Annotated in this window: 28 protein-coding genes and 2 tRNA genes; 19 read left to right on the top strand and 11 right to left on the bottom strand. The window is 34.9% G+C overall.

What is annotated here, in order from left to right; all coding sequences use genetic code 11:
* Positions 1 to 61: 61 nt before the first annotated feature.
* Positions 62 to 448, top strand: coding sequence for a Co2+/Mg2+ efflux protein ApaG (apaG, locus tag DOS84_RS09390; RefSeq protein WP_111409867.1), 387 nt, complete (start codon positions 62 to 64; stop codon positions 446 to 448).
* A gap of 201 nt (positions 449 to 649) precedes the next feature.
* Positions 650 to 2,275 (top strand): L-glutamate gamma-semialdehyde dehydrogenase, encoded by a 1,626-nt coding sequence (gene pruA, locus DOS84_RS09385; RefSeq protein ID WP_111409866.1) that lies wholly within the window; start codon positions 650 to 652, stop codon positions 2,273 to 2,275.
* A 128-nt stretch (positions 2,276 to 2,403) separates the two neighbouring features.
* Here pruA and DOS84_RS09380 read toward each other — a convergent pair whose 3' ends face one another.
* On the bottom strand, positions 2,404 to 2,940 hold the full coding sequence (locus DOS84_RS09380; protein ID WP_111409865.1) for a hypothetical protein: 537 nt from the start codon (positions 2,938 to 2,940) through the stop codon (positions 2,404 to 2,406).
* Between the two features lie 293 nt (positions 2,941 to 3,233).
* Here DOS84_RS09380 and DOS84_RS09375 point away from each other — a divergent pair, with 293 nt between their 5' ends.
* The 3 genes from DOS84_RS09375 to DOS84_RS09365 are packed head-to-tail and all read left to right on the top strand — an operon-like array spanning position 3,234 to position 6,209.
* Complete coding sequence (locus tag DOS84_RS09375; protein WP_111409864.1) at positions 3,234 to 4,286, top strand: sensor histidine kinase; 1,053 nt, start codon at positions 3,234 to 3,236, stop codon at positions 4,284 to 4,286.
* Between the two features lie 7 nt (positions 4,287 to 4,293).
* Positions 4,294 to 5,469, top strand: coding sequence for an alpha/beta fold hydrolase (locus tag DOS84_RS09370; RefSeq protein WP_111409863.1), 1,176 nt, complete (start codon positions 4,294 to 4,296; stop codon positions 5,467 to 5,469).
* A 35-nt stretch (positions 5,470 to 5,504) separates the two neighbouring features.
* Positions 5,505 to 6,209, top strand: a complete 705-nt coding sequence (locus tag DOS84_RS09365; protein WP_111409862.1) for a LytR/AlgR family response regulator transcription factor — start codon at positions 5,505 to 5,507, stop codon at positions 6,207 to 6,209.
* A gap of 73 nt (positions 6,210 to 6,282) precedes the next feature.
* On the opposite strand, the gene rsmG is transcribed toward DOS84_RS09365, so the two are convergent.
* A complete protein-coding gene (gene rsmG / locus DOS84_RS09360; RefSeq protein WP_111410011.1) occupies positions 6,283 to 6,912 on the bottom strand; it encodes a 16S rRNA (guanine(527)-N(7))-methyltransferase RsmG in 630 nt (209 codons plus the stop codon).
* Between the two features lie 107 nt (positions 6,913 to 7,019).
* On the opposite strand from rsmG, the gene DOS84_RS09355 reads away from it, so the two are divergent.
* The 4 genes from DOS84_RS09355 (at position 7,020) to purT (ending at position 11,552) form a co-directional block, all read left to right on the top strand.
* Positions 7,020 to 8,111: a fatty acid desaturase family protein gene (locus tag DOS84_RS09355; RefSeq protein WP_111409861.1), complete on the top strand. Its 1,092-nt coding sequence runs from the start codon at positions 7,020 to 7,022 to the stop codon at positions 8,109 to 8,111.
* 41 nt (positions 8,112 to 8,152) lie between these two features.
* Positions 8,153 to 9,358 carry a pyridoxal phosphate-dependent aminotransferase gene (locus tag DOS84_RS09350; RefSeq protein ID WP_111409860.1) on the top strand — a complete coding sequence of 402 codons (1,206 nt, stop codon included), beginning with the start codon at positions 8,153 to 8,155 and terminating at the stop codon, positions 9,356 to 9,358.
* 176 nt (positions 9,359 to 9,534) lie between these two features.
* Positions 9,535 to 10,107: an autotransporter domain-containing protein gene (locus tag DOS84_RS09345; RefSeq protein ID WP_111409859.1), complete on the top strand. Its 573-nt coding sequence runs from the start codon at positions 9,535 to 9,537 to the stop codon at positions 10,105 to 10,107.
* A 284-nt stretch (positions 10,108 to 10,391) separates the two neighbouring features.
* Positions 10,392 to 11,552 (top strand): formate-dependent phosphoribosylglycinamide formyltransferase, encoded by a 1,161-nt coding sequence (gene purT, locus DOS84_RS09340; RefSeq protein ID WP_111409858.1) that lies wholly within the window; start codon positions 10,392 to 10,394, stop codon positions 11,550 to 11,552.
* Here the strand turns inward: purT and DOS84_RS09335 are convergent, their stop codons facing one another.
* Complete coding sequence (locus DOS84_RS09335; protein WP_111409857.1) at positions 11,553 to 12,416, bottom strand: AraC family transcriptional regulator; 864 nt, start codon at positions 12,414 to 12,416, stop codon at positions 11,553 to 11,555.
* Positions 12,417 to 12,505: 89 nt separating this feature from the next.
* Between DOS84_RS09335 and DOS84_RS09330 the strand changes: the two genes are divergently transcribed.
* The 7 genes from DOS84_RS09330 to DOS84_RS09300 all read left to right on the top strand — a co-directional run bounded on the left by DOS84_RS09330 (position 12,506) and on the right by DOS84_RS09300 (position 15,747).
* Positions 12,506 to 12,868, top strand: a complete 363-nt coding sequence (locus DOS84_RS09330; RefSeq protein WP_111409856.1) for a DUF983 domain-containing protein — start codon at positions 12,506 to 12,508, stop codon at positions 12,866 to 12,868.
* Positions 12,869 to 12,914: 46 nt separating this feature from the next.
* The gene (locus DOS84_RS09325) at positions 12,915 to 13,235 is read left to right on the top strand and encodes a DUF6370 family protein (RefSeq protein ID WP_111409855.1); all 321 of its coding nucleotides are present in this window, start codon (positions 12,915 to 12,917) and stop codon (positions 13,233 to 13,235) included.
* The gene (locus DOS84_RS09320) at positions 13,236 to 13,814 is read left to right on the top strand and encodes a Crp/Fnr family transcriptional regulator (protein ID WP_111409854.1); all 579 of its coding nucleotides are present in this window, start codon (positions 13,236 to 13,238) and stop codon (positions 13,812 to 13,814) included.
* A gap of 190 nt (positions 13,815 to 14,004) precedes the next feature.
* A complete protein-coding gene (locus DOS84_RS09315; protein ID WP_111409853.1) occupies positions 14,005 to 14,721 on the top strand; it encodes a pirin family protein in 717 nt (238 codons plus the stop codon).
* Between the two features lie 95 nt (positions 14,722 to 14,816).
* Positions 14,817 to 15,101, top strand: a complete 285-nt coding sequence (locus DOS84_RS09310; RefSeq protein ID WP_111409852.1) for a GNAT family N-acetyltransferase — start codon at positions 14,817 to 14,819, stop codon at positions 15,099 to 15,101.
* Entirely contained in the window at positions 15,101 to 15,514 is a 414-nt protein-coding gene (locus DOS84_RS09305) for an OsmC family protein (RefSeq protein WP_111409851.1), read from the top strand. The genes DOS84_RS09310 and DOS84_RS09305 overlap by 1 nt, the downstream gene beginning before the upstream one ends.
* A 2-nt stretch (positions 15,515 to 15,516) precedes the next feature.
* Positions 15,517 to 15,747 (top strand): (4Fe-4S)-binding protein, encoded by a 231-nt coding sequence (locus DOS84_RS09300; RefSeq protein WP_111409850.1) that lies wholly within the window; start codon positions 15,517 to 15,519, stop codon positions 15,745 to 15,747.
* Here the strand turns inward: DOS84_RS09300 and DOS84_RS09295 are convergent.
* The 3 genes from DOS84_RS09295 to DOS84_RS09285 are packed head-to-tail and all read right to left on the bottom strand — an operon-like array spanning position 15,744 to position 20,055.
* Positions 15,744 to 16,301: a sugar O-acetyltransferase gene (locus tag DOS84_RS09295; RefSeq protein WP_111409849.1), complete on the bottom strand. Its 558-nt coding sequence runs from the start codon at positions 16,299 to 16,301 to the stop codon at positions 15,744 to 15,746. The two genes, DOS84_RS09300 and DOS84_RS09295, sit on opposite strands and share 4 nt — an antisense overlap.
* Before the next feature lie 17 nt (positions 16,302 to 16,318).
* A complete protein-coding gene (locus DOS84_RS09290) occupies positions 16,319 to 18,583 on the bottom strand; it encodes a glycosyltransferase (protein ID WP_111409848.1) in 2,265 nt (754 codons plus the stop codon).
* A gap of 5 nt (positions 18,584 to 18,588) precedes the next feature.
* A complete protein-coding gene (locus tag DOS84_RS09285; protein WP_111409847.1) occupies positions 18,589 to 20,055 on the bottom strand; it encodes a glycoside hydrolase family 130 protein in 1,467 nt (488 codons plus the stop codon).
* Between the two features lie 446 nt (positions 20,056 to 20,501).
* Here DOS84_RS09285 and fabD point away from each other — a divergent pair, with 446 nt between their 5' ends.
* Positions 20,502 to 21,374: an ACP S-malonyltransferase gene (gene fabD, locus DOS84_RS09280; protein ID WP_111409846.1), complete on the top strand. Its 873-nt coding sequence runs from the start codon at positions 20,502 to 20,504 to the stop codon at positions 21,372 to 21,374.
* A gap of 263 nt (positions 21,375 to 21,637) precedes the next feature.
* Here the strand turns inward: fabD and galE are convergent, their stop codons facing one another.
* On the bottom strand, positions 21,638 to 22,651 hold the full coding sequence (gene galE / locus DOS84_RS09275; protein WP_111409845.1) for a UDP-glucose 4-epimerase GalE: 1,014 nt from the start codon (positions 22,649 to 22,651) through the stop codon (positions 21,638 to 21,640).
* A 46-nt stretch (positions 22,652 to 22,697) separates the two neighbouring features.
* Positions 22,698 to 23,828 (bottom strand): DegT/DnrJ/EryC1/StrS family aminotransferase, encoded by a 1,131-nt coding sequence (locus DOS84_RS09270; protein WP_111409844.1) that lies wholly within the window; start codon positions 23,826 to 23,828, stop codon positions 22,698 to 22,700.
* A gap of 181 nt (positions 23,829 to 24,009) precedes the next feature.
* Here DOS84_RS09270 and DOS84_RS09265 point away from each other — a divergent pair, with 181 nt between their 5' ends.
* Positions 24,010 to 25,257 carry a 3-deoxy-D-manno-octulosonic acid transferase gene (locus tag DOS84_RS09265; protein WP_111409843.1) on the top strand — a complete coding sequence of 416 codons (1,248 nt, stop codon included), beginning with the start codon at positions 24,010 to 24,012 and terminating at the stop codon, positions 25,255 to 25,257.
* Between the two features lie 226 nt (positions 25,258 to 25,483).
* Positions 25,484 to 25,699 (top strand): hypothetical protein, encoded by a 216-nt coding sequence (locus DOS84_RS09260; protein WP_111409842.1) that lies wholly within the window; start codon positions 25,484 to 25,486, stop codon positions 25,697 to 25,699.
* Positions 25,700 to 25,857: 158 nt separating this feature from the next.
* On the opposite strand, the gene DOS84_RS09255 is transcribed toward DOS84_RS09260, so the two are convergent.
* The 3 genes from DOS84_RS09255 to DOS84_RS09245 form a co-directional block, all read right to left on the bottom strand.
* Positions 25,858 to 26,205 carry a YegP family protein gene (locus DOS84_RS09255; RefSeq protein WP_111409841.1) on the bottom strand — a complete coding sequence of 116 codons (348 nt, stop codon included), beginning with the start codon at positions 26,203 to 26,205 and terminating at the stop codon, positions 25,858 to 25,860.
* Between the two features lie 127 nt (positions 26,206 to 26,332).
* Positions 26,333 to 26,418, bottom strand: a tRNA-Leu gene (locus tag DOS84_RS09250).
* Between the two features lie 14 nt (positions 26,419 to 26,432).
* Positions 26,433 to 26,505, bottom strand: a tRNA-Gly gene (locus DOS84_RS09245).
* Positions 26,506 to 26,596: the final 91 nt, after the last annotated feature.

The raw sequence follows: 26,596 nt of genomic DNA, 5'->3' as shown, positions 1-26,596 counted from the left end.
ATTAAAATATTCATTTTTTTTGTAGATTTGTCACCATACAGCACTTAATTAGCTCATTAACATGGTTTCACAAATAACAAGAGGCATTAAAATTTCGGTATTGACTAGTTTTGAAGGGACCTACTTCAAAAACTACAAGATTCATTTTGCCTTTAGTTACGAGATTACAATCGAAAACCACAGTAAAGATTCTGTCCAATTAACTTCACGCCATTGGGAAATCTATGATTCTTTAAATGATTTAGAATTTGTGGATGGAGAAGGCGTTATTGGAAAAAAACCTGTATTGAAGCCGGGAGAACAACATACTTACAGTTCAGGGTGTCTATTATCCTCTCCTTACGGAGCCATGAAAGGGTATTTCAATATGATTAACTTTACTTCTACCAAATCTTTTAGAGTTATAGTGCCTACTTTCAGACTTTGCGCTCCTTTTGCATTGAATTAATACCGATTGCATATTCAATATAGTCCAATTGCATTGTACTATTTTCATATTACATCGGCATTATACCAAAAGACTTGGGACTATAACAAAAATTCTATTAGTATAATTTGACTTTAATTATGACATTTTTAGCATAATTTAAATCTTTCCTTTGTACTTTTGCATCAAATTTATAATCGTTTAATATTTAATTATAGAGATATGCTAAAAGGATTTTTCAATGTACCCAAAGCGGTAAACGAACCCGTAAAAGGATACGCACCTAATTCCCCAGAAAAAGCGGCTGTTTTATCAGCTTATAAAGAAATGTGGAATACTAAAATTGACGTTCCATTATATATTGGTAGCGAGGAAATTAGAACAGGAAACACCAAAAACATGACCGCTCCCCACGATCATCAGCATATCGTAGGAACTTATCATTTAGCCGAAAAAGGACATATACAAAAAGCGATCGCCAATGCATTGGAATCCAGAACAGCGTGGGCAAATATGGCTTGGGAACAAAGAGCAGCAATTTTCTTAAAAGCTGCTGAATTGATCGCCGGTCCTTATAGAGCAAAAATTAACGCCGCAACAATGATTGGGCAATCCAAAAATATTCATCAAGCCGAAATCGATGCTGCCTGTGAATTGATTGACTTTTTACGTTTTAACGTTGAATTCATGACCCAAATTTACGCAGACCAGCCTAAATCGGCATCCGATATGTGGAACCGTTTAGAATACAGACCGCTTGAAGGTTTTGTATATGCTATTACTCCATTCAACTTTACAGCTATTGCTGCTAATTTGCCTGCAAGTGCCGCCATGATGGGGAACGTTGTTGTTTGGAAACCAAGTGACAGTCAAGTATTCTCTGCCAAAGTTATTATCGATGTATTCAAAGAAGCGGGAGTTCCTGACGGTGTAATTAACGTTGTTTTTGGAGATGCATTGATGATTACCGATACTGTTTTGGCAAGTCGTGATTTTGCTGGAATCCACTTTACGGGTTCTACACATGTATTCAAAGATATCTGGGCAAAAATTGGAACAAACATTCACCACTACAAAACATACCCAAGAATTGTTGGAGAAACTGGAGGTAAAGATTTCATCATCGCTCATCCAAGTGCCAATCCAAAACAAGTGGCCACAGGAATTGTTCGTGGAGCATTTGAATTTCAAGGGCAAAAATGCTCTGCTGCTTCAAGAGCTTATGTACCGCAAAGCTTATGGCCAGCTATTAAAGAACAATTGATTACAGATACAAAATCAATGAAAATGGGTTCTCCAGAAGATTTCAGCAACTTTATCACTGCTGTAATCCATGAAGGATCTTTTGATAAATTGGCTAGTTATATTGACAAAGCCAAAAAAGATGCTGATGCCGAAATTATAGTTGGTGGAAATTACGATAAATCTGTTGGATACTTTATTGAACCGACAATTATCGTAACTACAGACCCTCATTATTCTACAATGGAAACCGAATTATTCGGACCTGTAATGACGATTTATGTTTATGAAGACGCCAAATGGTCTGAAACATTGAAATTGGTAGATTCTACATCTGAATATGCTTTAACTGGAGCAGTTTTCAGTCAAAACCGTTACGCTATTGAAGAAGCAACAACAGCTTTACAAAACGCTGCCGGAAACTTCTACATCAATGACAAACCAACTGGAGCTATCGTAGGAATGCAACCATTTGGTGGAGCAAGAGCTTCTGGAACCAATGACAAAGCTGGTTCAGCATTGAACTTATTGCGTTGGGCTTCTCCAAGAACGATCAAAGAAACATTCGTAACTCCAACAGATTACAGATATCCATTTTTGGGCTAGTCCTAAAGTTTGAAAGTCGAAAAGTCTTAAAGGACTTTGTCAATGTAAAAAAGCCGAATCTTAAATTTAAGATTCGGCTTTTACATTATGACTACTGCTTATTCATTGCGTAATATCGTTTGACAATTTTATGGTTCTAAAGTAAAGACACTAGTCAAATAAAATTTTTTATTTGATCTGTTCAAAACAATATCTTTTTTATTTAACTCATCTAATGAAAAACTATAAATACCACTTTCAACCCTATTTTCGAATATTGCATCTGTAACATAAATTCGGTTTTCAGACCAGCGTATTGCTTCACCACAATTGAAACCCTCTACTAAAACTTCTGCCTCAATAGGCTTTCCATTCTGTACTATAATTCTAATTAACCTGGAAAAATTTTCATTTCTGGTGAAAAATTGATTATCCATTAAATAGATATTCCCATCAGGTCCAAACTCCATTCCCCCAAGGCTTACTTTTTTACTAATTTCTAGATATAAATTCACCTTTTTATCTAAAGCCATTCCGCTGATTCTCTGGCGCTTTTCACCCAAATCAGCAAATAAGACGGGTTCTATTAATTTTGAAGGCTGACTCCCTTTAATTTCCTGAGAAAATAGGTTTGAACTACATATTAGAATTATAATAACAGTAGCATTTTTAATTGTGAGTTTCATTTGTTTAAAATTTATTTAATTTTTAGAATAGTTTCATTTTAGCTCATTTACGAGCAACAAAACGAGTAACAGATTAAGTTTAATCATCTTTTTTAGCGAATATAAACTCAGGACAATATTCTTATTTACTACGCATTCAAAAAAGCAGTTTTAGCCTCCAAATAACAGATAAACATACCAATCTCACATTCGTGGGCTAAAAGCTTATTTTTGGAAGCGAAATACTATTATTTATCTTAACAAACGAACCTTACTTTAATATTTTATTACCTTGCTCCCAATTAAAATATGGCATGAATTTCTTGAAAAACATTAATCTAAAAAGAGTCTTAATGCATTGTGTGTATTGGATTTCTTTTTTATTATTTTACGTCTCAAATAAATCTGATAACACTAGTTATTATGACTTTACCTTTGTTTATACCTGGAAAATTTTGGCCCAGGCAACAGCAGGTTACGGATTAATTTATTGGATTATTCCTCAAACACTTAATAAAAAGAAACATCTTCTTTTTATAGTTTCTGCCGCAGGCTGGCTCTACTTTGCTTTTGCAATCCTAATGACTTTTAAATATTATTATCTCGAACCAAAATTTCCCAGTTTCTTTGATGATTGGCTCGGACATAAAATGACTGTTCCCGAAAGATTAACTTCCTTTAAATTAATCCTTAGAGAGTTCTCTTTCATTACGTATCCGATTATAATTTTGGGATTTATTAGTTTTAATCGCAAACAGCAACGTCTTTTAAAACTGGAAGAAGAAAAAAAATCAATGGAATTGAAGGTTTTAAAAAATCAGTTGAACCCTCATTTTCTTTTCAATACCTTAAATAATTTATACACTTTAACTTTGAAAAAAGATGATAAAGCACCAGAAGTTATTGCTAAATTATCTGAAATTTTAGATTTTGTTTTGTACCGCTGCAACGAAGATTTTGTTGCCGTTGAAAAAGAAATTGCGTTAATTAAAAATTACATTGCTTTAGAAAAACTTCGTTATGACGAAAACAGATTAGACATTTTGTTTACCAAAGACATTCAGCAAAGCAATAAAATTTCTCCTTTAATTATACTGACTTTTATAGAAAATGCTTTTAAGCACGGCGTTATAAATGAAACTGAAAAAGCAACAATTCGTTTGAATTTACAAAGCAAAAAAGAACAAATCATTTTTAGTATCGAAAACACAAAGCCTCAAAATGAATTTGCTCGAATTTCAGATAAATCTAAAATTGGTTTAATGAATGTTCGAAAGCAACTTGATTTATTATATCCCACAAAACATCAATTAGAAATTGAAGAAACACAGACTCATTATACTGTTAAACTTTACCTTACAATTTAATTTTATTATGAAGAAACATTTTTTAATTAATCTCATACTCTTTTGTTTATTTATTACCGTTAAAAGTCAATCCCAGACCATAGATACTTTGGTTGATGTTGGAAATCATAAAATCCATTTTAAGATTGTAAAAGGAAAAGGAGCTCCAATACTTTTTGATGCCGGAGGTGGAAATGATGGTTCGGTTTGGAAATCAATTCTTGATCAAACTTCTAAAATAACAAATGCAACTCTTATCACATATGACCGTGCAGGTTATGGAACAAGTACAATTGATACTTTACAAACTGACAATTCTAAACACGGAATTATAAGCAGCATTGAGGATTTAGAAACAGGATTAAAAAAGCTAGGTTATGATAAAGAAATCCTGTTAGTTTCACATTCTTATGGAGGTTATCTTTCTAAGCTTTATGCTTCAAGACATCCTAAATTAGTTAAAGGTGTTGTTTTAATTGACGTAAATCATAATTATTATGAAGACGGTTATATCGAAAAAGTATTAGCCACGCAAGACAAATTGATTCCCCAATGGAAGAAAAACAATAAAGGCACTTATTATATGGCGTCAAATATTCTTGAAACTGTCAAAATAATGAGCAAAATATCAATTCCTCAAAATATTCCGGTTGTTGATTTTGTGAACGGAATTCCTTTCTTAAAAACAACCGAAGAAATAGAACGTTGGAAAGAATGCCATAGAAACTATGTCGCCAACAACCCGAATGTTACAGGCATTACAGCAAATGGCTGCGGTCATGGCATTTGGATGGGTAATCCGCCTTTGGTAATAACTACAATAGCAAAATTGTATGCAAGCACTTCTAATCAAAAAGCTGAAATTCAAAAGCGTGCGTTACAATATTCGATAATAGCTTGCAATGAAGAAAAAGCCCAGGATTTGGCTTTCAATAATTCTGATGATGATTTGAATACTTGGGGGTATCAATTGTTAGGCAAAAATGAAAACCAAAAAGCGACAGAAGTTTTTAAGTTAAACATGCTATTAAATCCAACAAATGTAAATACATATGACAGCTACGGTGAAGCTTTATTAAAAATTGACCAAAAAGAAGAAGCCATCAAAATGTATAAAAAATCTATTGAGTTAAACCCTAAAAATAAAAACGGAAAAGAAGTTTTAGAAAGAATAACAAAAGACAACTCAAAACTTTTAAATTAGATTTTTAGAAATTTCAAATACTTATTCTTTTTTAAATGAAATACAAATGCATAATCATTGACGACGAACCTTTAGCAAGAGAATTAATTTCTGCACACTTGATAAATTTTGAAAATTTCGAATTAGTCAATTCTTTCGAAAATGCTCTAAAAGCGTATACGTTTTTAGAAAAAAATACAGTCGATTTGATTTTTTTGGATATCGAAATGCCATTATTAAAAGGAAATGATTTTTTGAAGAAACTAAAAAATCCTCCTAAAGTAATTTTCACAACTGCCTACAGAGAATATGCATTAGAAGGTTATGAGCTCAATGTGATCGATTACCTTTTGAAACCCATAACTTTTGACCGATTTTTTGCTTCAATAGAAAAATTCAAACAATTGCTGATTCCAAAAAACGAAGGAGAATCAATTAAGGAGAATCATATTTTTGTAAATAGTGGGTGCAAAAATATTAAAATTGTATTTGATGAAATTTTATATGTAGAAAGTCTCAAAGATTACATTACAATACATCTTGAAAATGGCAAATTTCATCATATCAAACAGAATATTTCTGTTTTTGAAAAAACATTAGATTCCAATTTTGTACGGATTCATCGTTCTTTTATTATTCAGACAAAAAAACTAACTTCCTATTCTAAAAACGAAGTCGAAATAAATGCTGTAGAAATACCAATCGGAAATAGTTATAAAGAAAACTGGTTAGATTATTTAAATTCTTACATCCTGAAATAAAAAACAATAGCCGAATCTTAAATTTAAGATTCGGCTATTTACTTTATGACTTTCAAACTTTCGTCTTTCGGACTTACACCACAAACTTCAACGGTAAGTGAACCACTTTTTTAGTCTCGAAAAACTCATCTTCAAAGAAATCGGAAATATTGTATTCGGTCGCTTTCGGAAAATCTTTTAGTTCCTCTGTTAAATCACCACCTTTTAAATAAAGAATACCGTTTTTCAATTCGTGTTTATTCTGTTTCTTGATTTTGTTTTTTACCCAAGAAACAAAATCAGGCATGTTAGTCACCGCGCGACTTACTATGAAATCAAAATCACCTTTTACATTTTCGGCACGAAGTTGTTCGGCTTTGACATTTTTCAATTCTAATGCTTCGGCAACGGCTTGAACCACCTTTATTTTTTTAGCAATAACATCAATTAAATAAAATCTAGTTTCAGGAAAAAGGATGGCCAATGGAATTCCTGGAAATCCACCACCCGTGCCTACATCCAGCACATAGGTTTCAGGTTCAAACTTATTTATTTTGGCAATAGCCAATGAATGCAATATATGTTTGGTGTATAGCGAATCAATATCTTTACGTGAAATAACGTTGATTTTTTCGTTCCAATCGTGGTATAAAAAATCCAGTTTTTGAAACTGTTCTATCTGATTATCAGATAGATTAGGAAAATACTTTAGAATCTCGTCCATCTTAAAAATTTTTAACAAAAGTACTGCTTTTAGCTTAGAAATATTTAACTCAATATTGTATGTTGAAAATTTATATTGGTTACCTTTGCAAATATTCAAAAAAACATATGAACAATACCGCTCCAACATTTGCAAAACAAGATAATTTAAAATTTTTCAGAACCCTTAATTCTCGAGTTAACAGCTACTTTAAAGAAAACAATATAGAAAAAACCGGAAACTGGAAAATCCATTTGAAGACTGTAATTCTTTTTACTGTTTTTCTTGTTCCCTATTTTTTGATACTTACATTAGACATGCCTTTTTGGGCACATCTTTTATTGACCATTGTAATGGGAATTGGTATGGCCGGAATAGGAATGAATGTAATGCATGATGCCAATCACGGTTCATATTCTACCAAAAGTTGGGTAAACAAATTTATGGGGGGAACCATATATGTATTAGCAGGAAACGTGCACAACTGGCAAGTACAGCACAACGTTTTACACCATACTTACACAAACATTATAGGTCATGACGAAGACTTGGAAGCCGGAAGAATCATGCGTTTCTCCAAAGAAGCAGAATGGCATAAATTCCATAAATTCCAACAGTATTACGCTGTATTTTTATATGGTTTATTAACCTTCAACTGGGCTATTACTACTGATTTCAAACAAATGAGCAGTTACCTAAAAAGAAAATTATCGTATGGTGAACCGAAAAGTCCAAAAATACTTTGGACAACTTTGATCATAACAAAAGTAATTTACTTGTCGATTTGGATTGTATTGCCAATTGTTATAGGAATAACTTGGTGGAAAGTACTCATTGGATTTTTTGTAATGCACTACACAGCTGGATTAATTTTAAGTATCGTATTCCAATTGGCTCACGTAGTTGATGAAGCTGCTAATCCGCAACCAAACGAATCAGGTGAAATGGAAAATACTTGGGCTATTCACCAATTATTTACTACCGTTAATTTTGCACCAAAAAACAAAATTGTAAACTGGTACACAGGAGGATTAAATCACCAAATTGAGCACCATATTTTCCCACACATCAGCCATGTTCACTATGGTAAAATTGCAAAAATCGTAAAAGAAACTGCCAACGAATGTCAGTTACCGTATTACGAATACAAAACTATGACAGCTGCTGTTGTAGCACATTTCAAACATTTAAGAACATTAGGTTTAGAACCTGCATTATAATAATTATCTAAAAAAAGAATAAACCAAAAAATTACATTTTAATGAGCAATCCACTTTCAGACAGAATTAACAATTTAGCCACATCACAAACATTAGCGATGGCTGCATTGGCAAGAGAATTAAAAGCACAAGGAAAAGACATTATCAGTTTAAGTTTAGGAGAACCAGATTTCAATACTCCAGATTTCATCAAAGAAGCTGCAAAACGCGCCATCGATGAAAACTATAGCACATATTCTCCAGTAGAAGGTTATGCAGAATTGAAAGAAGCAATTTGCAGAAAATTCAAAAGAGACAATAATTTAGATTACAAACCATCACAAATCGTGGTTTCAACAGGAGCCAAACAATCTTTATATAACATTGCACAAGTAATGCTTAATGACGGTGACGAGGTAATTTTACCCGCACCATACTGGGTTTCTTATTTCGAAATTGTAAAATTATCAGGGGGTGTTCCTGTAGAAGTTCCAACTTCTGTAGAAACAGATTTCAAAATCACTCCAGAACAATTGGAAGCAGCCATCACACCAAAAACAAAAATGATGTGGTTCAGTTCTCCTTGTAACCCAAGTGGATCGGTTTACAACAGAGAAGAATTGACTGCTCTAGCTAAAGTTTTAGAAAAATACCCACACGTATATGTAGTTGCCGACGAAATTTATGAGCACATCAATTTCTCAGGAACTTTCTGCAGCATCGCTTCTATTCCAGGAATGTTAGAAAAAACAATTACTGTAAATGGAGTTGCCAAAGCTTTTGCCATGACAGGATGGAGAATTGGATACATTGGAGCACCAGAATTTATCGCAAAAGCTTGTATCAAAATTCAAGGACAAGTAACCAGTGGAGCAAACAGTATTGCACAACGTGCTACTATTACTGCTGTAGATGCTGACCCATCTGTATTGAAACACATGGTTGACGCTTTCCAAAGCCGTAGAGATTTAGTAGTTGGATTATTAAAAGAAATTCCAGGTGTAAAAATCAACGTTCCAGAAGGAGCATTCTATGTATTCCCAGACGTTTCTTCTTTCTTCGGAAAAACATTAAAAGGAACCCTTATAAAAGACGCCAATGATTTCTCAATGTACCTTTTGGCAGAAGCTTGTGTAGCAACAGTAACCGGAGACGCTTTTGGAAACCCAAATTGTATTCGTTTCTCTTATGCAACAAGCGAAGAGTTATTAAAAGAAGCTTTACGCAGAATCAAAGAAGCAGTTTCACTTACTGAAGTTCCGGCATAAATAGAATAATTTATTTCAATTATAAAACAGTTTAAGGTATAAAGTTTCATCACTTTATTCTTTAGACTGTTTTTTTATATCCAAAACCCAAACAACTTCCTCTCCTTTTATACAAAGATAAAACTGGTTTATTGACAAAAAATCCGTAACTTCATGACTCTAAATCATTAGAAAAAATGAAGACGTCAATTGTATTAATCAGCACGTTACTACTCTCCATTTCGACTTTTGCCCAGCATGAAAAACTAGACTCGAATACATTTACCATTTCGGCAAATTATAGTTTTTCAGACCCCTCACTATATGGTATAAGTGTCGAATTTGGCAACAGTAATTATTTTCTTTTTAATGAATACACATCAAATCTCCTAAACATTTCCGCTTCACAATTGGATTATGACAATAATTTGGTGAAGGTAAAAGGCAACGGTTTCGCAGTTGAGATCGGCAAAAGAATTTATCAAAAAAGAGGCCGTAAATCCGGAATTTATCTGCAATGGCTATTGGCTTACTCTAGCACGGATTTTAACAAAACAACCTCTTTAGGTAATTTCGAAGGCAACTATTCGTACTGGAGTTTAATTAATCAAGATATTGGATACAAAATAAAAGTCGGGGAAAATTTCAGCATCGACCCTTCAATGGGATTCAATTGGAAATGGGAAGTAAAAGGAAAAGGAGACATCGACAACACCTACGTTGATAATTTCGTATTCCGATGCGGGGTAAAACTAGGTTATAGTTTTTAAACAAAGTATTGGGGCGTGCCACCATAAAGAAAAGAGGCCAACTCATCACACCGGTGAGTCGGCCTCTTTTCTTTATGGTGTCGAGCTATCCGCGCTACTTCGGTAGCTTGCTCCTATCCCTCACGCGGCAAACTGCTAAATAAGTCATTCAATATTTTCAAAAGAAATTACCAAAACACAGCAAGCATTCCTGTAAAAAATTCAACCCAAAAACGTATTTTTGTTATAATTATACAAAACAGAATAAACTCATAAACCTCATAACCCCACTAAACTTTTTTTCAATGAAAATACTACTTCTAGGCTCTGGCGAATTAGGAAAAGAATTTACAATCGCTGCACAACGCATCGGGCAAACCGTAATTGCTGTTGACAGTTATGAAAACGCACCAGCAATGCAAGTAGCACACGGTTTTGAAGTTATCAATATGCTCGATGGAGACGCTATGGACAAAATCGTAGCCAAACACCAACCCGATTTCATCGTTCCCGAAATAGAAGCTATCAGAACCGAGCGTTTTTATGATTACGAAAAACAAGGAGTTACGGTAGTTCCATCTGCAAAAGCGGCCAACTTTACCATGAACAGAAAAGCCATTCGGGATTTGGCTGCCAAAGAACTGGGATTGCGCACGGCCGATTACCGTTACGCCACTTCAGCCGAAGAATTACGCAAAGGAGTTGAGGCCGTTGGAATGCCTTGCGTAGTAAAACCGCTAATGTCTTCTTCCGGAAAAGGACAATCCACCATAAAAACTGCTGCCGACATTGACAAAGCATGGCAATACGCTGTAGAAGGTTCGCGTGGCGATGTAGTCGAAGTCATAGTTGAAGCTTTTGTAAAGTTCAATTCAGAAATCACATTACTGACCGTAGTTCAAAACAACAACCCCACTTTGTTTTGCGCACCAATCGGACACAGACAAGAACGTGGAGATTATCAAGAAAGTTGGCAACCCGCAAAAGTATCCGACGCAGCTTTATACGAAGCACAGGATATGGCCGAAAAAGTAACCGAAGCTTTGGGTGGCGCGGGATTATTCGGTGTTGAATTTTTCCTTGCCGATGATGGTGTTTATTTCTCTGAATTATCACCAAGACCACACGATACCGGAATGGTCACTTTGGCGGGAACGCAAAATTTTAATGAATTCGAATTGCATTTACGTGCTATTTTGAGTTTACCAATTTTCGAAATTACTCTAGAAAAAGCAGGAGCAAGTGCCGTAATTTTGGCTTCCGAAAATTCAGTAAATCCAACTTTTACTGGAATAGAAAAAATCGCTGCTTTACCCAAAACCGATTTTAGGATATTTGGAAAACCTACTTCAAGACCCTATCGCAGAATGGGTGTAGCTTTAGTCACTGATACCTTAGACTCTTCAATTGAAGAAGTGGTAGAAAAAGCAAAAGCTGCTTCCCGATTAGTAAAGGTACTTTCTTAATTACCGTTTAGAAATCCGAAAAGCTGTCGGCGTCATTACAGTATGCTTCTTGAATAAGCGCACAAAATAGGAATAGTCATCGAAACCCAACTCTGTTGCAATTTCGTTGATTGTTCTTTTTTTATCCATCAGCATTCTTTTCGCTTCCAAAATAATTCTGTCGGTAATGACCTGAGTGGTGGTCTTTTTTAGGATTTCATTACATATTCTGTTTAAGTGCTTTAACGTAATATGAAGTTGGGATGCATAAAAAGAAGGCGCTTTTTCGGTTCGAAAATATTTTTCCAAAAGTATGTCAAAATCTTTGATTTTCACATTATAGGAATGCGCTTGGAGAACATATTCCTCATTGTATTTTCGCGAAATTTCAATATGAATACTATCCAATAAATTCATGATTTTATCTTGTTTCATGATTTTATTCCCCTGATATTCCTCAAGCATATTATAAAAATAAGGTTCTATTGCCTTTAATTCTTTAGCATCAAAAATCATTTCAGGAGAATTCTCCAAAGCATAATAAAACGGATACGTTTCAATTGTCTTTTGTCTAAAATAAAGATTATACATATCCCGGGAATAAAAAACAACAAAACCATCAATATCATCAGACAAACTCCAATGATGTATTTGTCCAGGCTGCATAAAAAACATGCTCCCAGGCCGAATCTCAAAAGTATCAAAATCGATGTCGTGAGTTCCCGATCCATTGGTAAAAAGAACCAGTACATACGAATTATGTCTATGCGGCTCTTCTACAAAACTGTGATCAACCAAGTGATTTTTAAAGGTGTTTATATAGAAATCACTATTAACATCATTGCAATTGAATCGCTGAATGGAATAAATCGGATATTTGCTCATGATTTTTCAATGTCTTTATTGTCCTATAATTGGCGAATATAGAAAATACCTGTGACACGAATAAAAAATACCTTTGAAAAAAATAAAAAATGTCACACACACTCGTCCACATCCTAAATAACGACTGCCCTCATTGTTATGAGGGAAAAGTATTTAACGAAAAAAACATCTTTTTAAATATTGGTTTTCCAAAAATGAATCAATACTGTCCGCATTGTCACTTTAAATTCGAAAAAGAACCTGGCTATTTCTTTGGCGCCATGTATGTCAACTATGGCTTAACAGTAGCACAAGGAATTGCTACCTATCTAGTTGCGCAACAATTCTTCACAGAAAGGTTCGATTTAAGAATCATTGCCATTATCGCCATAGTTATTCTGTCAATGGCTTCTTTCAACATTCGTCTTTCAAGATTATTATGGATTTATATGTTTAAAAACTATTCCATTTAGAATTAGAACCAAAATCCTTAACTTAGGGCTTTCAAATTCGTCCTAAATGAAAAATTCATTCGCAACCATATTACTGTTTATAGCATTAATATCAAGTGCTCAAGAAAAAAAGGAACTCTTAAAATCTCAAATTGCAGAAGTCTCCTGTGGTGAATGCCAATTTGGTTTAAAAGGAAAGGGCTGTGATTTAGCCATTCGCATCGACGGAAAATCTTATTTTGCGGATGGAACCAAAATTGACGACCATGGAGATGCACACGCCAAAGACGGTTTTTGTGAAGCCATTAGAAAAGCTAAGGTTACAGGGAAAATAGAGAATAATCGTTTCAAAGTTACTTCCTTTACTTTACTTCCAGAGCAAAAATAAATGGAATTAATACTCAAAAACATCGCGCAACACGTATCGCTCACACGACAGGAGCAGGAACTTTTCTTGTCCAAAACAGAAATACACCATTACAAAGCCAAAACCATTTTACTCAACAGTGGTGCGATTTGCAAACATTCCTATTTTGTAAATTCCGGTATTTTACGCAGTTTCAACATTAATGATAATATTGTAGAACATGTGTTGACTTTTGCCTGCGAAGGCTGGTGGATTGGCGACATGTACAGTTTGCTTTCGCAAAAACCCGGTAATTTATTTATCGAAGTTCTAGAAGATGCCGAAGTGGTTTTGTTATCCAAAGAAAATCAAGAAATACTGTATCGTGAAATCCCAAAGCTCGAACGTTTCTTCCGGATACTTACAGAAAACTCCTTGGTAGCCAACCAAGAACGCTTAATGGATAACCTAAGCCTCACAGCCGAAGAACGTTTTGAGAAATTCTGCAAAAAGTACCCCACGCTCATTCAGAAAGTTGCCCAAAAGCAAATTGCTTCTTATTTAGGAGTTACACCCGAGTTTTTTAGCAAAATGAAAAGCAAAATGCTAAGAAAGCAGTAGGAAGAAGGCAGATTGCAGATACCGCCTAATCGTCCGTAACCTGAGACTGAAAACTGCAATCTAAATTCTGTTACCGCTATCTGCCTTCTGCCTTCCGCTACCTGAAAACTCCTTTCTTAATCTAGATTAAGTGTCCTTAGCTTACATCCAACGTAAATTTGTATAACAAAAATCACTAAATTTATATATTATGAAAAATACAGTTTTACACAAAGCAGACACAAGAGGACACGCAGATCACGGATGGTTAAATGCCTATCACAGTTTTAGCTTTGCGAGTTGGTACAATCCAGATAGAGTTCAATTTGGGACGTTAAGGGTTTTAAACGATGACACCATTGGCGCCGGAATGGGGTTTGGAACACATCCGCACGACAATATGGAAATCATCACTATCCCATTGGAAGGTGATTTGGCTCACAAAGACAGCATGGGTAATGAATCGACTATAAAAACTGGCGATATCCAAGTGATGAGTGCCGGAACTGGAATTCAACACAGTGAATTCAACCCAAATGCAGATTTACGCACCAAACTTTTTCAAATTTGGTTATTTCCAAAAACGAGAAATGTAACTCCTCGCTACCAACAAATCACGTATGATACTACTGAACAAAAAAATAATTTTGCTCAAATATTATCCCCTAATCCTGATGATGCTGGAGTTTGGATTCATCAAGATGCTTGGTTCCATTTAGCCGATTTTGAAGCTGGTTTTTCTAAAAACTATGAGCTTAAAAAAGAAGGAAACGGTATGTATATTTTCGTAATATCTGGAACAATAACTGTTGATGGTCAAGAACTAGAAACTCGTGACGGTTTAGGAATAACTGATTTCAAAACTTTGGACATCAAAGCAACAACTGACGCAAAATTTCTGTTAATGGAAATTCCGATGACTTATTAATTTAAAATAAAAGTTGCTAAGATTCTAAGTTTCTGAGAGACTTAGAATCTTAGCAACTTAGAATCTTAGCAACTTAGAATCTTAACAAAAAAATCATGACCGAAACAGTAAACATAGAATTCAACGAAAAAAACGGCAATTTCAACATTACTTCCGAAGGTAGAAAAGTAGCTTTAATGACTTTTGTATTTGCCGGACCAGATAAAATCATCATTGATCACACCGAAGTATCGCCCGTATTCAATGGAAAAGGGTTGGGCAAAAAATTAGTGGAAAAAGCAGTTGAAGTGGCGAGAGAAAAAAATTGGAAGATTATTCCGTTATGTCCTTTCGCTAAAAAAATTTTTGACAGAAACCCTCAATTTAACGACGTATTATAATGGAAGATCTTTTCGAAAATGACATACTTGGTCGCATCGGCACTCAAAAGTACTTATGCAATATCACTTGGAGAAACGGGCAATTCCTTATGGATGAACCAGAAAATGTTGGTGGGAAAGATTTAGGAATGGATCCGTTTTCTACTCTATTAGCTTCTTTGGCAGGTTGTACCCTTTCTACCTTGAGAATGTACATTGACCGAAAAGAATGGGTAATCCCCGAAATAAATATTTCACTAAATTTATATCAAGAAACTGTAAGTGGAGAATTAACAACAACGATAAGAAGAAACATTACTTTTACGGGAGAAGTTACTGCCGAGCAAAAAGAACGATTGCTAATCATTGCTGATAAATGTCCAATCTCAAAATTACTTAAAGGAAAAACAATCATTAACACCTCACTACTATAGCCATGGATCCAAAAAATATCAAAAAAGAATATACCAATGGTGAAGTAACCATTGTATGGCAATCAGGAAAATGCATTCATTCGGGGAACTGCGTTCGTAATAATCCGGAGGTCTTCAAACCGAAAGAACAGCCTTGGATTACAGCCGAAAATTCAACAACAGAAAAAATTATTGAAACTATCAATAAATGCCCATCTGGAGCATTGAGCTTTTATATGAATAAAACAGATTAATCTTCATTTAATTTCCGAATCACTTTGGCAGGATTGCCCACTGCCAAGGAATTTTCGGGGATATCTTTGGTCACAACAGATCCGGCACCAATTACACAACCGGCACCAATGCTTACTCCTGGACAAATTACCGAATTCCCCCCTATCCAACAATCATCTCCAATCGATACTGGCTTTGAACTTTCGACAGTTCTTCTTTCTATAGCATTAAGCGGATGGGTAGCCGTGTAAATATGCACCCCTGGCGCAAAGAAAACATTATTTCCTATGGTCACTTTCATCGTGTCCAAAACAACACAATTGACATTGAAATAGACATTTTCACCAGAAAAAATATTGTAGCCGTAATCACAGTGAAACGGTGGTTCTATATACAATCGTTTATGGGAATTTGGCATTAACTCTCGCAGAATCGCACGAGATCTTCCATTCATCAAATATTCGGTAACATTCAATTTATGCAATAGTTTTTTGGCCTTGGTTCGTTCTTCAGTAAGTTGTTTGTCATTGGCAAAATATATTTCGCCCGAAAGCATTTTTTCTTTCTCAGTCATTTTTTAAGATTCTATTTTCAAATGGCATAAGTAATTGTCGTATCTAAATGTCTGTACTTGTCATAATCCTTATATTCGTTCATGATGAGCTGGGCCTTAAAAAAGCAAAGTGTCGATTCGGCACCTTGATTGATATTGACATTTTTTTCTTCAAGCCCATCATATGAGGCTCCGTTTACCGAATTATAAATAATTTGATTTAGACGATTATTTCCCAAAAACCACGAAAATGCCAGATTCAATTGGTTTCTATATTTAACATTTCCGGTTACCCGATAAAACAAATGCAATGTAGCAATTGTTGTCGATACTTCGATAGGTTGTTCACCATAAGTATTCTTTTTCTCGCCTTTAATAAACCATCCTCTATTTGAAATCACACTTAATTCCCCTTTCATAAAATAATGTGACAAAAGGAAATCGAAGGTTATTAAAGCTATTTTTTTGTATTTTAAATTCCCCGTTACCAAAAAACTAAAGAGCATTGCCTCTGGAAGCACATTGTTGGCATAGGTCATATAATCTTCATACCAACACCAATCATCATCCGAATTGATGTGATAGTGATTTAGCAATGTGTCTGCAAGTTGAGTTATAGCTGTTTTAATTTCACCCTCTTTGTTAGCTTGGTAATAATAATAAAGCCCCTTAAGTGTATAAGCAATCGCTCTGGGCGACGTAACCTCATCTATATGTACAATGGCTTTGTCCCATATTTTTTGTGCTTGCTCAACTAAATCTGTCGGAAGTTTTTCTTGATAGGACAGCAAAAAACCTAAGCTCCATAATGCCCTTCCGTTCGAATCCTGAAGATTCACCAATTCATTCTGTTTTGTCAGTTGCCGATTAATATCCTTATAATTATCAAATCTGCCGTCCTCCCGCTGTATTTCGGCAATAAAATTCAAATAGATTTTGGCCAGATCCAGTGCAAGATAATCCGAACTCTTATCATAATACATCACCATATCAATCAATGCACGGGCGTTATCATCCAAGGTATAACCTGATGATAAATCGGGCTGACTAAATTTTGAAAACTGAAGAATCCCATAGTCTGTTGTCAACTCTTTGATGTGATCTAATTTTATCGGTGGAAAATTTAATCTTAATTTCTCCTTGCCTTCGGTTATTTCAGCAAAAAGGGATGCATACCTTAAAGCAATATTCTCCCAAGTGGTTTCATGAGTCAAAGCATAACCGTTGCGTCCCATTTCCAATCGCTTTTCTTTATTTTCAACCAATTCCAATATAGCTCTTTGAAATTCTTCCTGATTATCAAACCCATTCAACAATATTCCTATCCCTGGATTCAAAACCTCAGTGGCATGGGCAATTGGAGTTGAAATAATTGCACAACCACAACTCATTGCATATGCAAAGGTTCCGCTCACAGCCTGATTTGGGTCTTTGGAAGCAAACAAATAAACATCTGATAAAATCAAATAATTTAGCAGTTGTTTTAACTCCAGAAATTCATTGACAAAGAAAACGTTGTTCTCAATTTTGAGTTTTTTGGTTGTTTCAATGAGCATGTTTCTGTATTTCTCCCCATCCCTCTTTAAGATTTCAGGATGTGTTTTCCCGATAACTAAGTATATGACTTCCGGATGCTTTTCAATAATCTTAGGAAGAGCGGACAAAACGGTCTCAATATTTTTATTATCACTAATTAACCCAAATGTTGACAATACCGTTTTACCGGAATAATTGAATTCCCTTTTTAATTTTTCCTTTTGGTCCCAAAGTACCATATGCGTGCCATGGGGAATTATCCTCAATTTTGATTCCTTACAGTCATAATCCCTTATTAAAATCTCTTGTGATCTTTTGGTCAGTACCACAATTTTATTTGACAAATCAATGATAGCCTGAACTATTTTTTTTAATTTATTATTCGGTCCTGGCAATACGGTATGAAAAACGGTAGCAATTGGTTTGTTTATAGCTAATAAAAATGATAGTAAATAATTCCCATAATCCCCGCCATAAAGACCAAATTCATGCTCAATACAAACCATTCCAATATCGTCTCGATTGTTAATCTTTTCAGCCAAAAGACGATATTCATCGATTAAAGAAACGGTTAATGCGTAATGTACCTCAAGACCATAGTCAAATTGATTTACCTCCTTTTGCAAAGCACATACTTCTATTGGGAGTGAATCCCCAAAAACTAATTTAACAGAATTAACTATATCATTGGAAAAAGTAGCCAATCCACATTCTCTCGGTGGATAAGAACTCATCAGTAATATTGTTTTGCTTCCTAGTGATTTCATCGTATTTACTTTTTGCTGTTTTTCAAAGCAACCATTAATTCTACCATATCCACCACGGCATATGTAGAAGAATAATCCGAAACAGCATAAGGCAATATTAGACTGTTATTATGAATTATTGAACCACAGGAATAAACCACATTTGGCACGTACCCTTCACGCTCATCTTCCAAAGGGGTTAACAAAGGCTCGGGCAACCTGCCAATTTCTTTTGATGGATCCTCCAAGTCAAACAATGAAACACCTATACAATAACGTCTCATAGCCCCCACCCCGTGTGTAATAACCAGCCAACCTTCTTGAGTCCACAAGGGAGAACCACAATTTCCTATTTGAGTATATTCCCATGGATATTCGGGTCTCTGAATAATCTGTGGGTCTTTCCATTCATTGGGCCGTGTCGAATACATCAGATAATTGTTGACTCCATCTATTCTTCCCAACATGGCATATTTACCTTTTATCTTCTTAGGAAATAACGCCATTCCTTTGCTCTGCGAGCCTTCACCATGCAAAGGCATTATACGAAAAGTATAAAAATCTTCGGTGGTTATTAATTTTGAAAGTATAGAATGCCCATTATAAGCGGTATAGGTTCCCATTACACTTTCGGAGCCATCATCATCCACAAAACGAACAAAACGGGCATCTTCAATTCCGCGACTCTCAACATCAGATACTGGAAATATAACGCGCTCGGAAATATCGGAATCATGCTTGAACTGTATGTCATAAAACGAATCCAGCAACCAAATCACTTCTTCAATAGCCTCCTTTTTTTCTTTACTAATATTGGGATCCAGTAATTCTGTACTAAGCAAATCTTTAAACATAGAATACTCAAAGACTTCGGGCAAGTCACACATTATGGGAGAATAAATGTCAAGCGTATGCATTTCTGTCAATTTGGACAAAACTCGCTTTTTATTGAACATCATTTTATGCAAAACCTCTGCCTTGTCAATACTATCGCCAATTCGCATCATCCGCAAATTATTGTCTTTATCAATAATTCCTCTTCTAAATACAATAGAAGAAACATGTCCTTCTCCAGTTGCCCGAAACGAAATAACCACACGTTTCTCCCCTTTTTCTAAACTGGTCTGATCAAAATCTTCTACCATAGACGGATTAAAAAATGCCGCCGATTCGATTGAATATTCCATGGTCAGATAAGACCCAATTAACAATTTTCGTTCCTCAGATAATTCTAATTCACTGATTTTCATCTCCTTAATTACATGTCGAATCTTTCCATAATGTTTATGAAATATATACGAAATGTTCCGATGTCGTCGTGCAAACTCCCTATATATCTGTTCCAATGTGTGATTAACCTGTTGATTGTTCATAACCAATATACGACCAACCAATTCTTTGGTCCGTTCTTCACCACTCATAAAATACCGAGCTACAATTCTTCCGGAATCTGGTAAAAATTTTACATTTTTTCTCGTAACAGAGACTTTCATAAATTTATTTTTTAGTTATAAATCAATATACTAGCACATTTGGGGTGTCGCGAAAAAAATCTAAATGAAATTGTACTGATGAACTCAATTTCCTATCAATTCAAATAATTTTTCTAAATCTGATGTGAGTTAAAAAAAAATAAAAAACTTCAATTTTTGCGTAAGAAACTCTATCAAATATACGAAATAAAAAAATATAAAAAACTGATTTCAAATATGTTAAGCAAGCATTTTTATCTAATCTTCCTCTAAAAAAACAAAATAATGTCATTTAACCCTGATAGGAGAAAAAATCCCTTGCTTTTGGGTGTAGATTGGAATGATAGCAGGAGAAATTTTCTTGAAATACAAAAAATTGCTGCTCCTAAAAAAAGTAGTACTTTTGCAGTCGGTTTTTCGATTTCACTTTTGAAAACCCGAAACTTTTAAACTTTAAACGAAAAAATATGAAGGCATACGTATTTCCAGGTCAAGGCGCACAATTCACAGGGATGGGCAAAGAATTATATGAAAACTCCCCATTGGCAAAGGAATTATTCGAAAAAGCAAATGAAATTCTAGGCTTCCGCATTACTGATATCATGTTTGAAGGAACGGCTGAGGAATTGAAAGAAACTAAGGTAACTCAACCTGCAGTTTTTTTGCATTCTGTTATTTTGGCCAAAACATTGGAAGATTTCAAACCAGAAATGGTAGCGGGACACTCTTTGGGTGAATTTTCGGCATTGGTTGCCAACGGTACTTTGTCTTTTGAAGATGGATTAAAATTAGTTTCACAACGTGCCATAGCAATGCAAAAAGCCTGTGAAATCAAACCATCTACTATGGCCGCCGTTTTGGGATTGGCCGATAATATCGTTGAAGAAGTTTGTGCTTCGATTGACGGCATTGTGGTTGCGGCAAATTATAACTGTCCTGGACAATTAGTTATTTCTGGAGAAACCACAGCTGTGGAAAAAGCATGCGAAGCAATGAAAGCCGCTGGCGCAAAAAGAGCTTTATTATTGCCTGTTGGTGGCGCCTTTCACTCACCAATGATGGAGCCTGCAAGGGAGGAATTGGCCGCAGCTATTGAAGCGACTACATTCTCTACTCCTATTTGTCCAGTCTATCAAAACGTAACGGCAACTGCTGTTTCTGATGCAAACGAAATCAAGAAAAACTTAATTATTCAATTGACTGCTCCAGTACGTTGGACACAATCTGTACAACAAATGATTGCTGATGGCGCTACTCTATTTACAGAAGTAGGTCCAGGAAAAGTATTGGCTGGTTTGATTGGAAAAATTGATAAAGAAGCTGTGACTGCGAATGCTTAAATTTTAGGTTGCAGTTTTCAGGTGACAGAACGCAGTTTGCAGTTTTCAGTCAGAAAAACAGATAATAAAAGAGAATCTCCATGAACTGATGTTTGTGGGGATTTTTGTTTTTGTCTTATAGCGATGTAAAAACTATTCATCTTTGCCGGCACCGCACAATAATACTTGAAAAAAAATCCCAAACCATTGTAAAAATGACTTAGGATTTTATATTCTGAAATCTAGTAACTATAATCTGCGTTCTGCCACCTGAAATCTCAAATCTAACCTCTAATTTTCTGCTCCCATTTCCAAGCACTGGCCATGGCTTCATCCAAGGTTGATTGTGCTTTCCAGCCCAATACATTATTAGCTTTATCGGTATTGGCATAAGCTTCGGTAATATCACCTTCCCTCCGAGGAACTATTTTATAAGGAAGTTTTTTACCGCTCACTTTTTCGAAACTGTGAATCACTTCCAGCACCGAACTTCCTGTTCCTGTTCCTAGATTAAAAGTTTCTACTTTGTCTAAATTCTTTTTATTTAGCAAACGCTGTAAAGCAATTACGTGGGCTTTTGCCAAATCGACTACATGAATATAATCGCGTATTGCCGTTCCGTCTGGCGTAGGATAATCATCTCCAAAAACAGACAATTCCTGACGCAAACCAAAACCGGTTTGGGTTATAAAAGGAACTAAATTCTGTGGCACTCCTAATGGCAATTCTCCAATTTCGGCTGAAGGGTGTGAACCAATCGGATTGAAATAGCGCAATAAAATAGCGTTAATATTCGTCGCTTTTGCCGTATCAATAATAATCTCTTCTCCGATTTTCTTGCTATTCCCATAAGGAGACATTGGCTGTTGTACCAGAGCATTTTCGGTAATTGGCATCTTTTCGGCCTGACCATAAACCGTACAAGACGAACTAAAAATAAAATTAGCTTCATCTTTCTTTTCTAATTCCTGCAAAATGTAAACCAACGTACCTAAGTTGTTTTCATAATACAGTAAAGGATTTTCAACGCTTTCACCCACTGCTTTGGAAGCTGCAAAATGAATAACTCCATTAACATCATTATGTTCTTTGAAAAATTCTTGCACGCTCTTTTTTTCACGTAAATCCAACTTTTCGAATAATGGCATCTTGCCTGTAATAGCAAAAATCCCTTTTAAAACTTCTTCCGAAGAATTAGAAAGATTATCAATAATCACAACTTCAAAACCCTCATTTTGTAATTCGACTACAGTATGGGAACCAATGAAACCTAAACCTCCTGTTACTAGTATTTTCATGTTTGTTTTTATAAAAAAGACGCTATAAATAGCGTCTCAATTGAAATTATTTTAAATATTCTAAAACACTGTCCGTTATAAATTTAATTTGTTCATCGTCAAGTTCTGTGTGCATTGGTAATGAAATCACTTCTTTTACCAACTGATTTGTTACTGGGAAATCTTCCTCTTTGTAACGCACATCCAAATACGCTTTTTGCGAATGCAACGGAATCGGGTAATATATAGCACATGGAATTCCTTTGTCCAACAAATGTTGCATTAATCCGTCTCTATTAGCCCCAATAATTCGCAATGTATATTGGTGAAAAACATGGCAATCACAATTATCACAAATACTAGGACCAACAATATTTTTGTGCCCTTCAAAAGCAGTAGTATATTTTCTGGCTGCATTTTGTCTTGCTTTTCCATATTCATCTAAAAAAGGCAATTTAGCATTAAGCACAGCGGCTTGAATACTGTCCAAACGAGAATTCACACCTACTACATCATGATGATAACGTTCGTACATTCCGTGATTTACGATACCACGCAGTTTGTGTGCCAAAGCATCATCATTGGTAAAAATAGCGCCACCATCTCCATAACATCCTAAATTTTTTGACGGAAAGAAAGAAGTAGAAGATACATGACCTATTGTCCCCGCTTTCTTTTTAGTCCCATCCGAGAATTTACAATTCGCTCCAATGGCTTGTGCATTATCTTCTATTACATACAAATTATGTTCTTTGGCGATAGCCATAATAGCTTCCATATTGGCAGCTCGTCCAAATAAATGAACCGGTACAATCGCTTTGGTTTTTGGTGTAATCGCTTTTTTGATAGCCTCAATAGAAATATTCATATTCACCATATCCACATCTACCAAGACAGGCGTTAATTGCAACAATGCAATCACTTCAACAGTAGCTGCAAAAGTAAAATCAGCTGTAATAACTTCGTCGCCAGGCTTTAAATCCAATCCCATCATGGCGATTTGCAAAGCATCGGTTCCGTTAGCACATGGAATTACATGCTTAACATCTAAATATTCTTCTAATGATTTTTGAAATTTATGAACCTGTGGTCCATTAATATAAGTATTGGTATCCAAAACTTCTTGAATCGAAGCATTTACAGTTACTGCGATTTTATCGTATTGACTTTTTAAGTCAACCATTTGTATTTTTTTCATGTATTCTTTTTTAGTATCCTATACCTTTCAAAGGAACAATTAATAGAAGTAAACTTGCTTTAAGATCAAATTTAACTGCAATTTAGCCATCCCAAACAAGCACCACAAAAATAGTTATTTAATGAGTTTAAACCAATCAAAATAACACAAAGAAAATGTATTTTTACAAAAAAAATTATCGATGCATTTTCTTTATAATTTAGCCATTCTGTCAACCCAATTTTTATTAAAAATCATAGCGTTTTTCAGCCCTAAAATGAAACTTTTCGTTGATGGAAGAAAAGATGTTTTTACAATTTTGGAACAAAAAATATCAGCTAACGACCAGACCATTTGGTTTCACGCTGCGTCTTTAGGAGAATACGAACAAGGTCTTCCTGTCATTGAAAAAATAAAAGACAACTACCCTACCCATATAATTGTGGTTACCTTTTTTTCACCTTCAGGTTACGAAGTCCGCAAAAACAATACAGTTGCCGACGTAACCGTTTATCTACCTCTAGACACCCAAAAAAATGCAAAACGCTTTTTAGAATTAGTTCATCCAGACCTTGTTTTCTTTATCAAATATGAATTTTGGATTAATTATTTGGATCAATTACAAAAGCAAAACATCCCCACATATCTAATTTCAGGTATTTTTAGAAAAAAGCAATTATTTTTCAAATGGTATGGTGGTTTTTACAGAAAAGCACTAAACACATTTACCTATTTCTTCGTTCAAAATGAGGACTCAAAAAAACTTATCACCCAGTTAGGAAAAACAAACGTCATTGTTTCTGGCGACACCCGGTTTGACAGAGTTGTTGCTATTTTAGAAAAAGACAATACTTTGGATTTTATTGCTCAATTTAAAAACACCAAAACAACTATAGTAATAGGAAGTTCTTGGCCTAAAGACGAAACTATACTTTCAGAATACATCAACTCATGCATTTATGATGTTAAATTCATTATTGCACCTCACAACATAAAACCTGAACAAATCGAACAACTGCAAAATAGTATCACTAAAAAAACAGTATTGTTTTCAGAAAAAGAGAACAAAGATTTATCAAAATTTGAAGTGTTTATAATAGACACCATTGGAATATTGACCAAGATTTACAGTTATGGGGACATTGCCTATGTAGGGGGTGGTTTTGGAAATCCAGGAGTGCATAACTTGTTGGAACCAGCTACTTTTGGAATCCCTATCGTAATTGGCCCAAATTATTCGCATTTTGACGAAGCCATTAATTTAGTAGAAATCGGAGGTTCCATTTCAATAAACGATTCTAAAGAACTCGAAATAGCCTTTTCAACTTTAATTCAAAATGCTGACATAAGATATCAAAAAGGAGAAATTTGCCGCTCTTTTGTGCAAAAAAACAAAGGAGCCACTAACAGCATTTTGGAAAAAACAACTCACAAGAAAAGCTCAAAATAAAAGAAATACAACTATTTTTAAACAATTGAAAAAGAAGCATAAAACCGCATAAAACACGAAGCTATTTAGCTATTTGTAGTTATTTACCTATTTTTAATTCCCTAAAAGAAAAAGCTAACCCGTTGATTGAAAATTATTTTTAAAAAATAAATGAAAAAATATTTTACGTATTAAAAATTTTATATCTTTGCCACGAATTAATAATTAACCTTTATATTAAATTAAGATGAAAAAAGTATTTTTAAGTTTAGCTGTTGTTGCTGTATTAACTGTTGTATCTTGTAAAAAAGCTGACGCTCCTGCTGAAGAAACTACTGCTGTAGATTCTACTGCTGTTGCTCCTGCTGATACTACTGCTGTAGCTGCTGATACTACTGCTGTAGCTGCTGACACAACTGCTGCTGCACCTGCTGCAACTCCTGCTGCTGCTCCAGCTAAGTAATTTCAAATTACACTAGAAAAAAAATAAGCTGCATTTAATGCAGCTTTTTTTTATGACTATATTTTAACGAATCTACCATTTCACTACTTAGAAATAGATCCAAAAAAAATACCATCCCGAAATCGTGATGGTATTTTTTTTTATTTGCAAACCGAGTATTAATCTAAAAAAATTAGATCATTATCCGAGAAATCCAATATTTCAGAAACTGACGCATATTTCATGATTTCATCAATCCCTTTCTGAACCCTTAGTTCGGTCGTATATTTTCTACTTAAAGCAAAAGGCGCCCCATCCAAAAACAGCTTAAAAAAATACTTCCCCCCAGCCGATTTGTGCTTATCAAAAGTCGCCAGATTAATATTGGTTTTAAAATACTCAACCGCTTCCTCACACTCAAACTTAAGCTCATACTTCATACTTGTAAAAATAACCTTCCCCTTTCTGGAAGTAAACACAAACTTATATTGATCATCAAATCTTTTACTAATAACAAAAGCCCCCATTTGATTTTAGATTTAAAATTTAGATTAAAGATTTTAAAAGCAGATTAAACAGCTGACATCCAAACTAATTGACCGTCATAATTTGTGCAAATAAAAAAAGCTCCAAACATAGTTTGAAGCTTTCTTGTACTCAGAGCGGGACTTGAACCCGCACGAACATTGCTGTTCACTGGATTTTAAGTCCAGCGTGTCTACCAATTTCACCATCCGAGCATTATGCAATTTTGAGCGAAAAACGGGGCTCGAACCCGCGACCTCGACCTTGGCAAGGTCGCGCTCTACCAACTGAGCTATTTTCGCATTTCATTCTTAAAAAGAACCACAACAATTGTTTCATATTGCGGTTGCAAATTTAGAACTTTTATTCAATTACACAAACCTTTTTCTCAAA

The organism is Flavobacterium aquariorum, from assembly GCF_003254745.1.
In the GTDB taxonomy this organism is placed as follows: Bacteria; Bacteroidota; Bacteroidia; order Flavobacteriales; family Flavobacteriaceae; genus Flavobacterium; species Flavobacterium aquariorum.
This window is presented reverse-complemented; position numbering and strand designations above follow the sequence as displayed.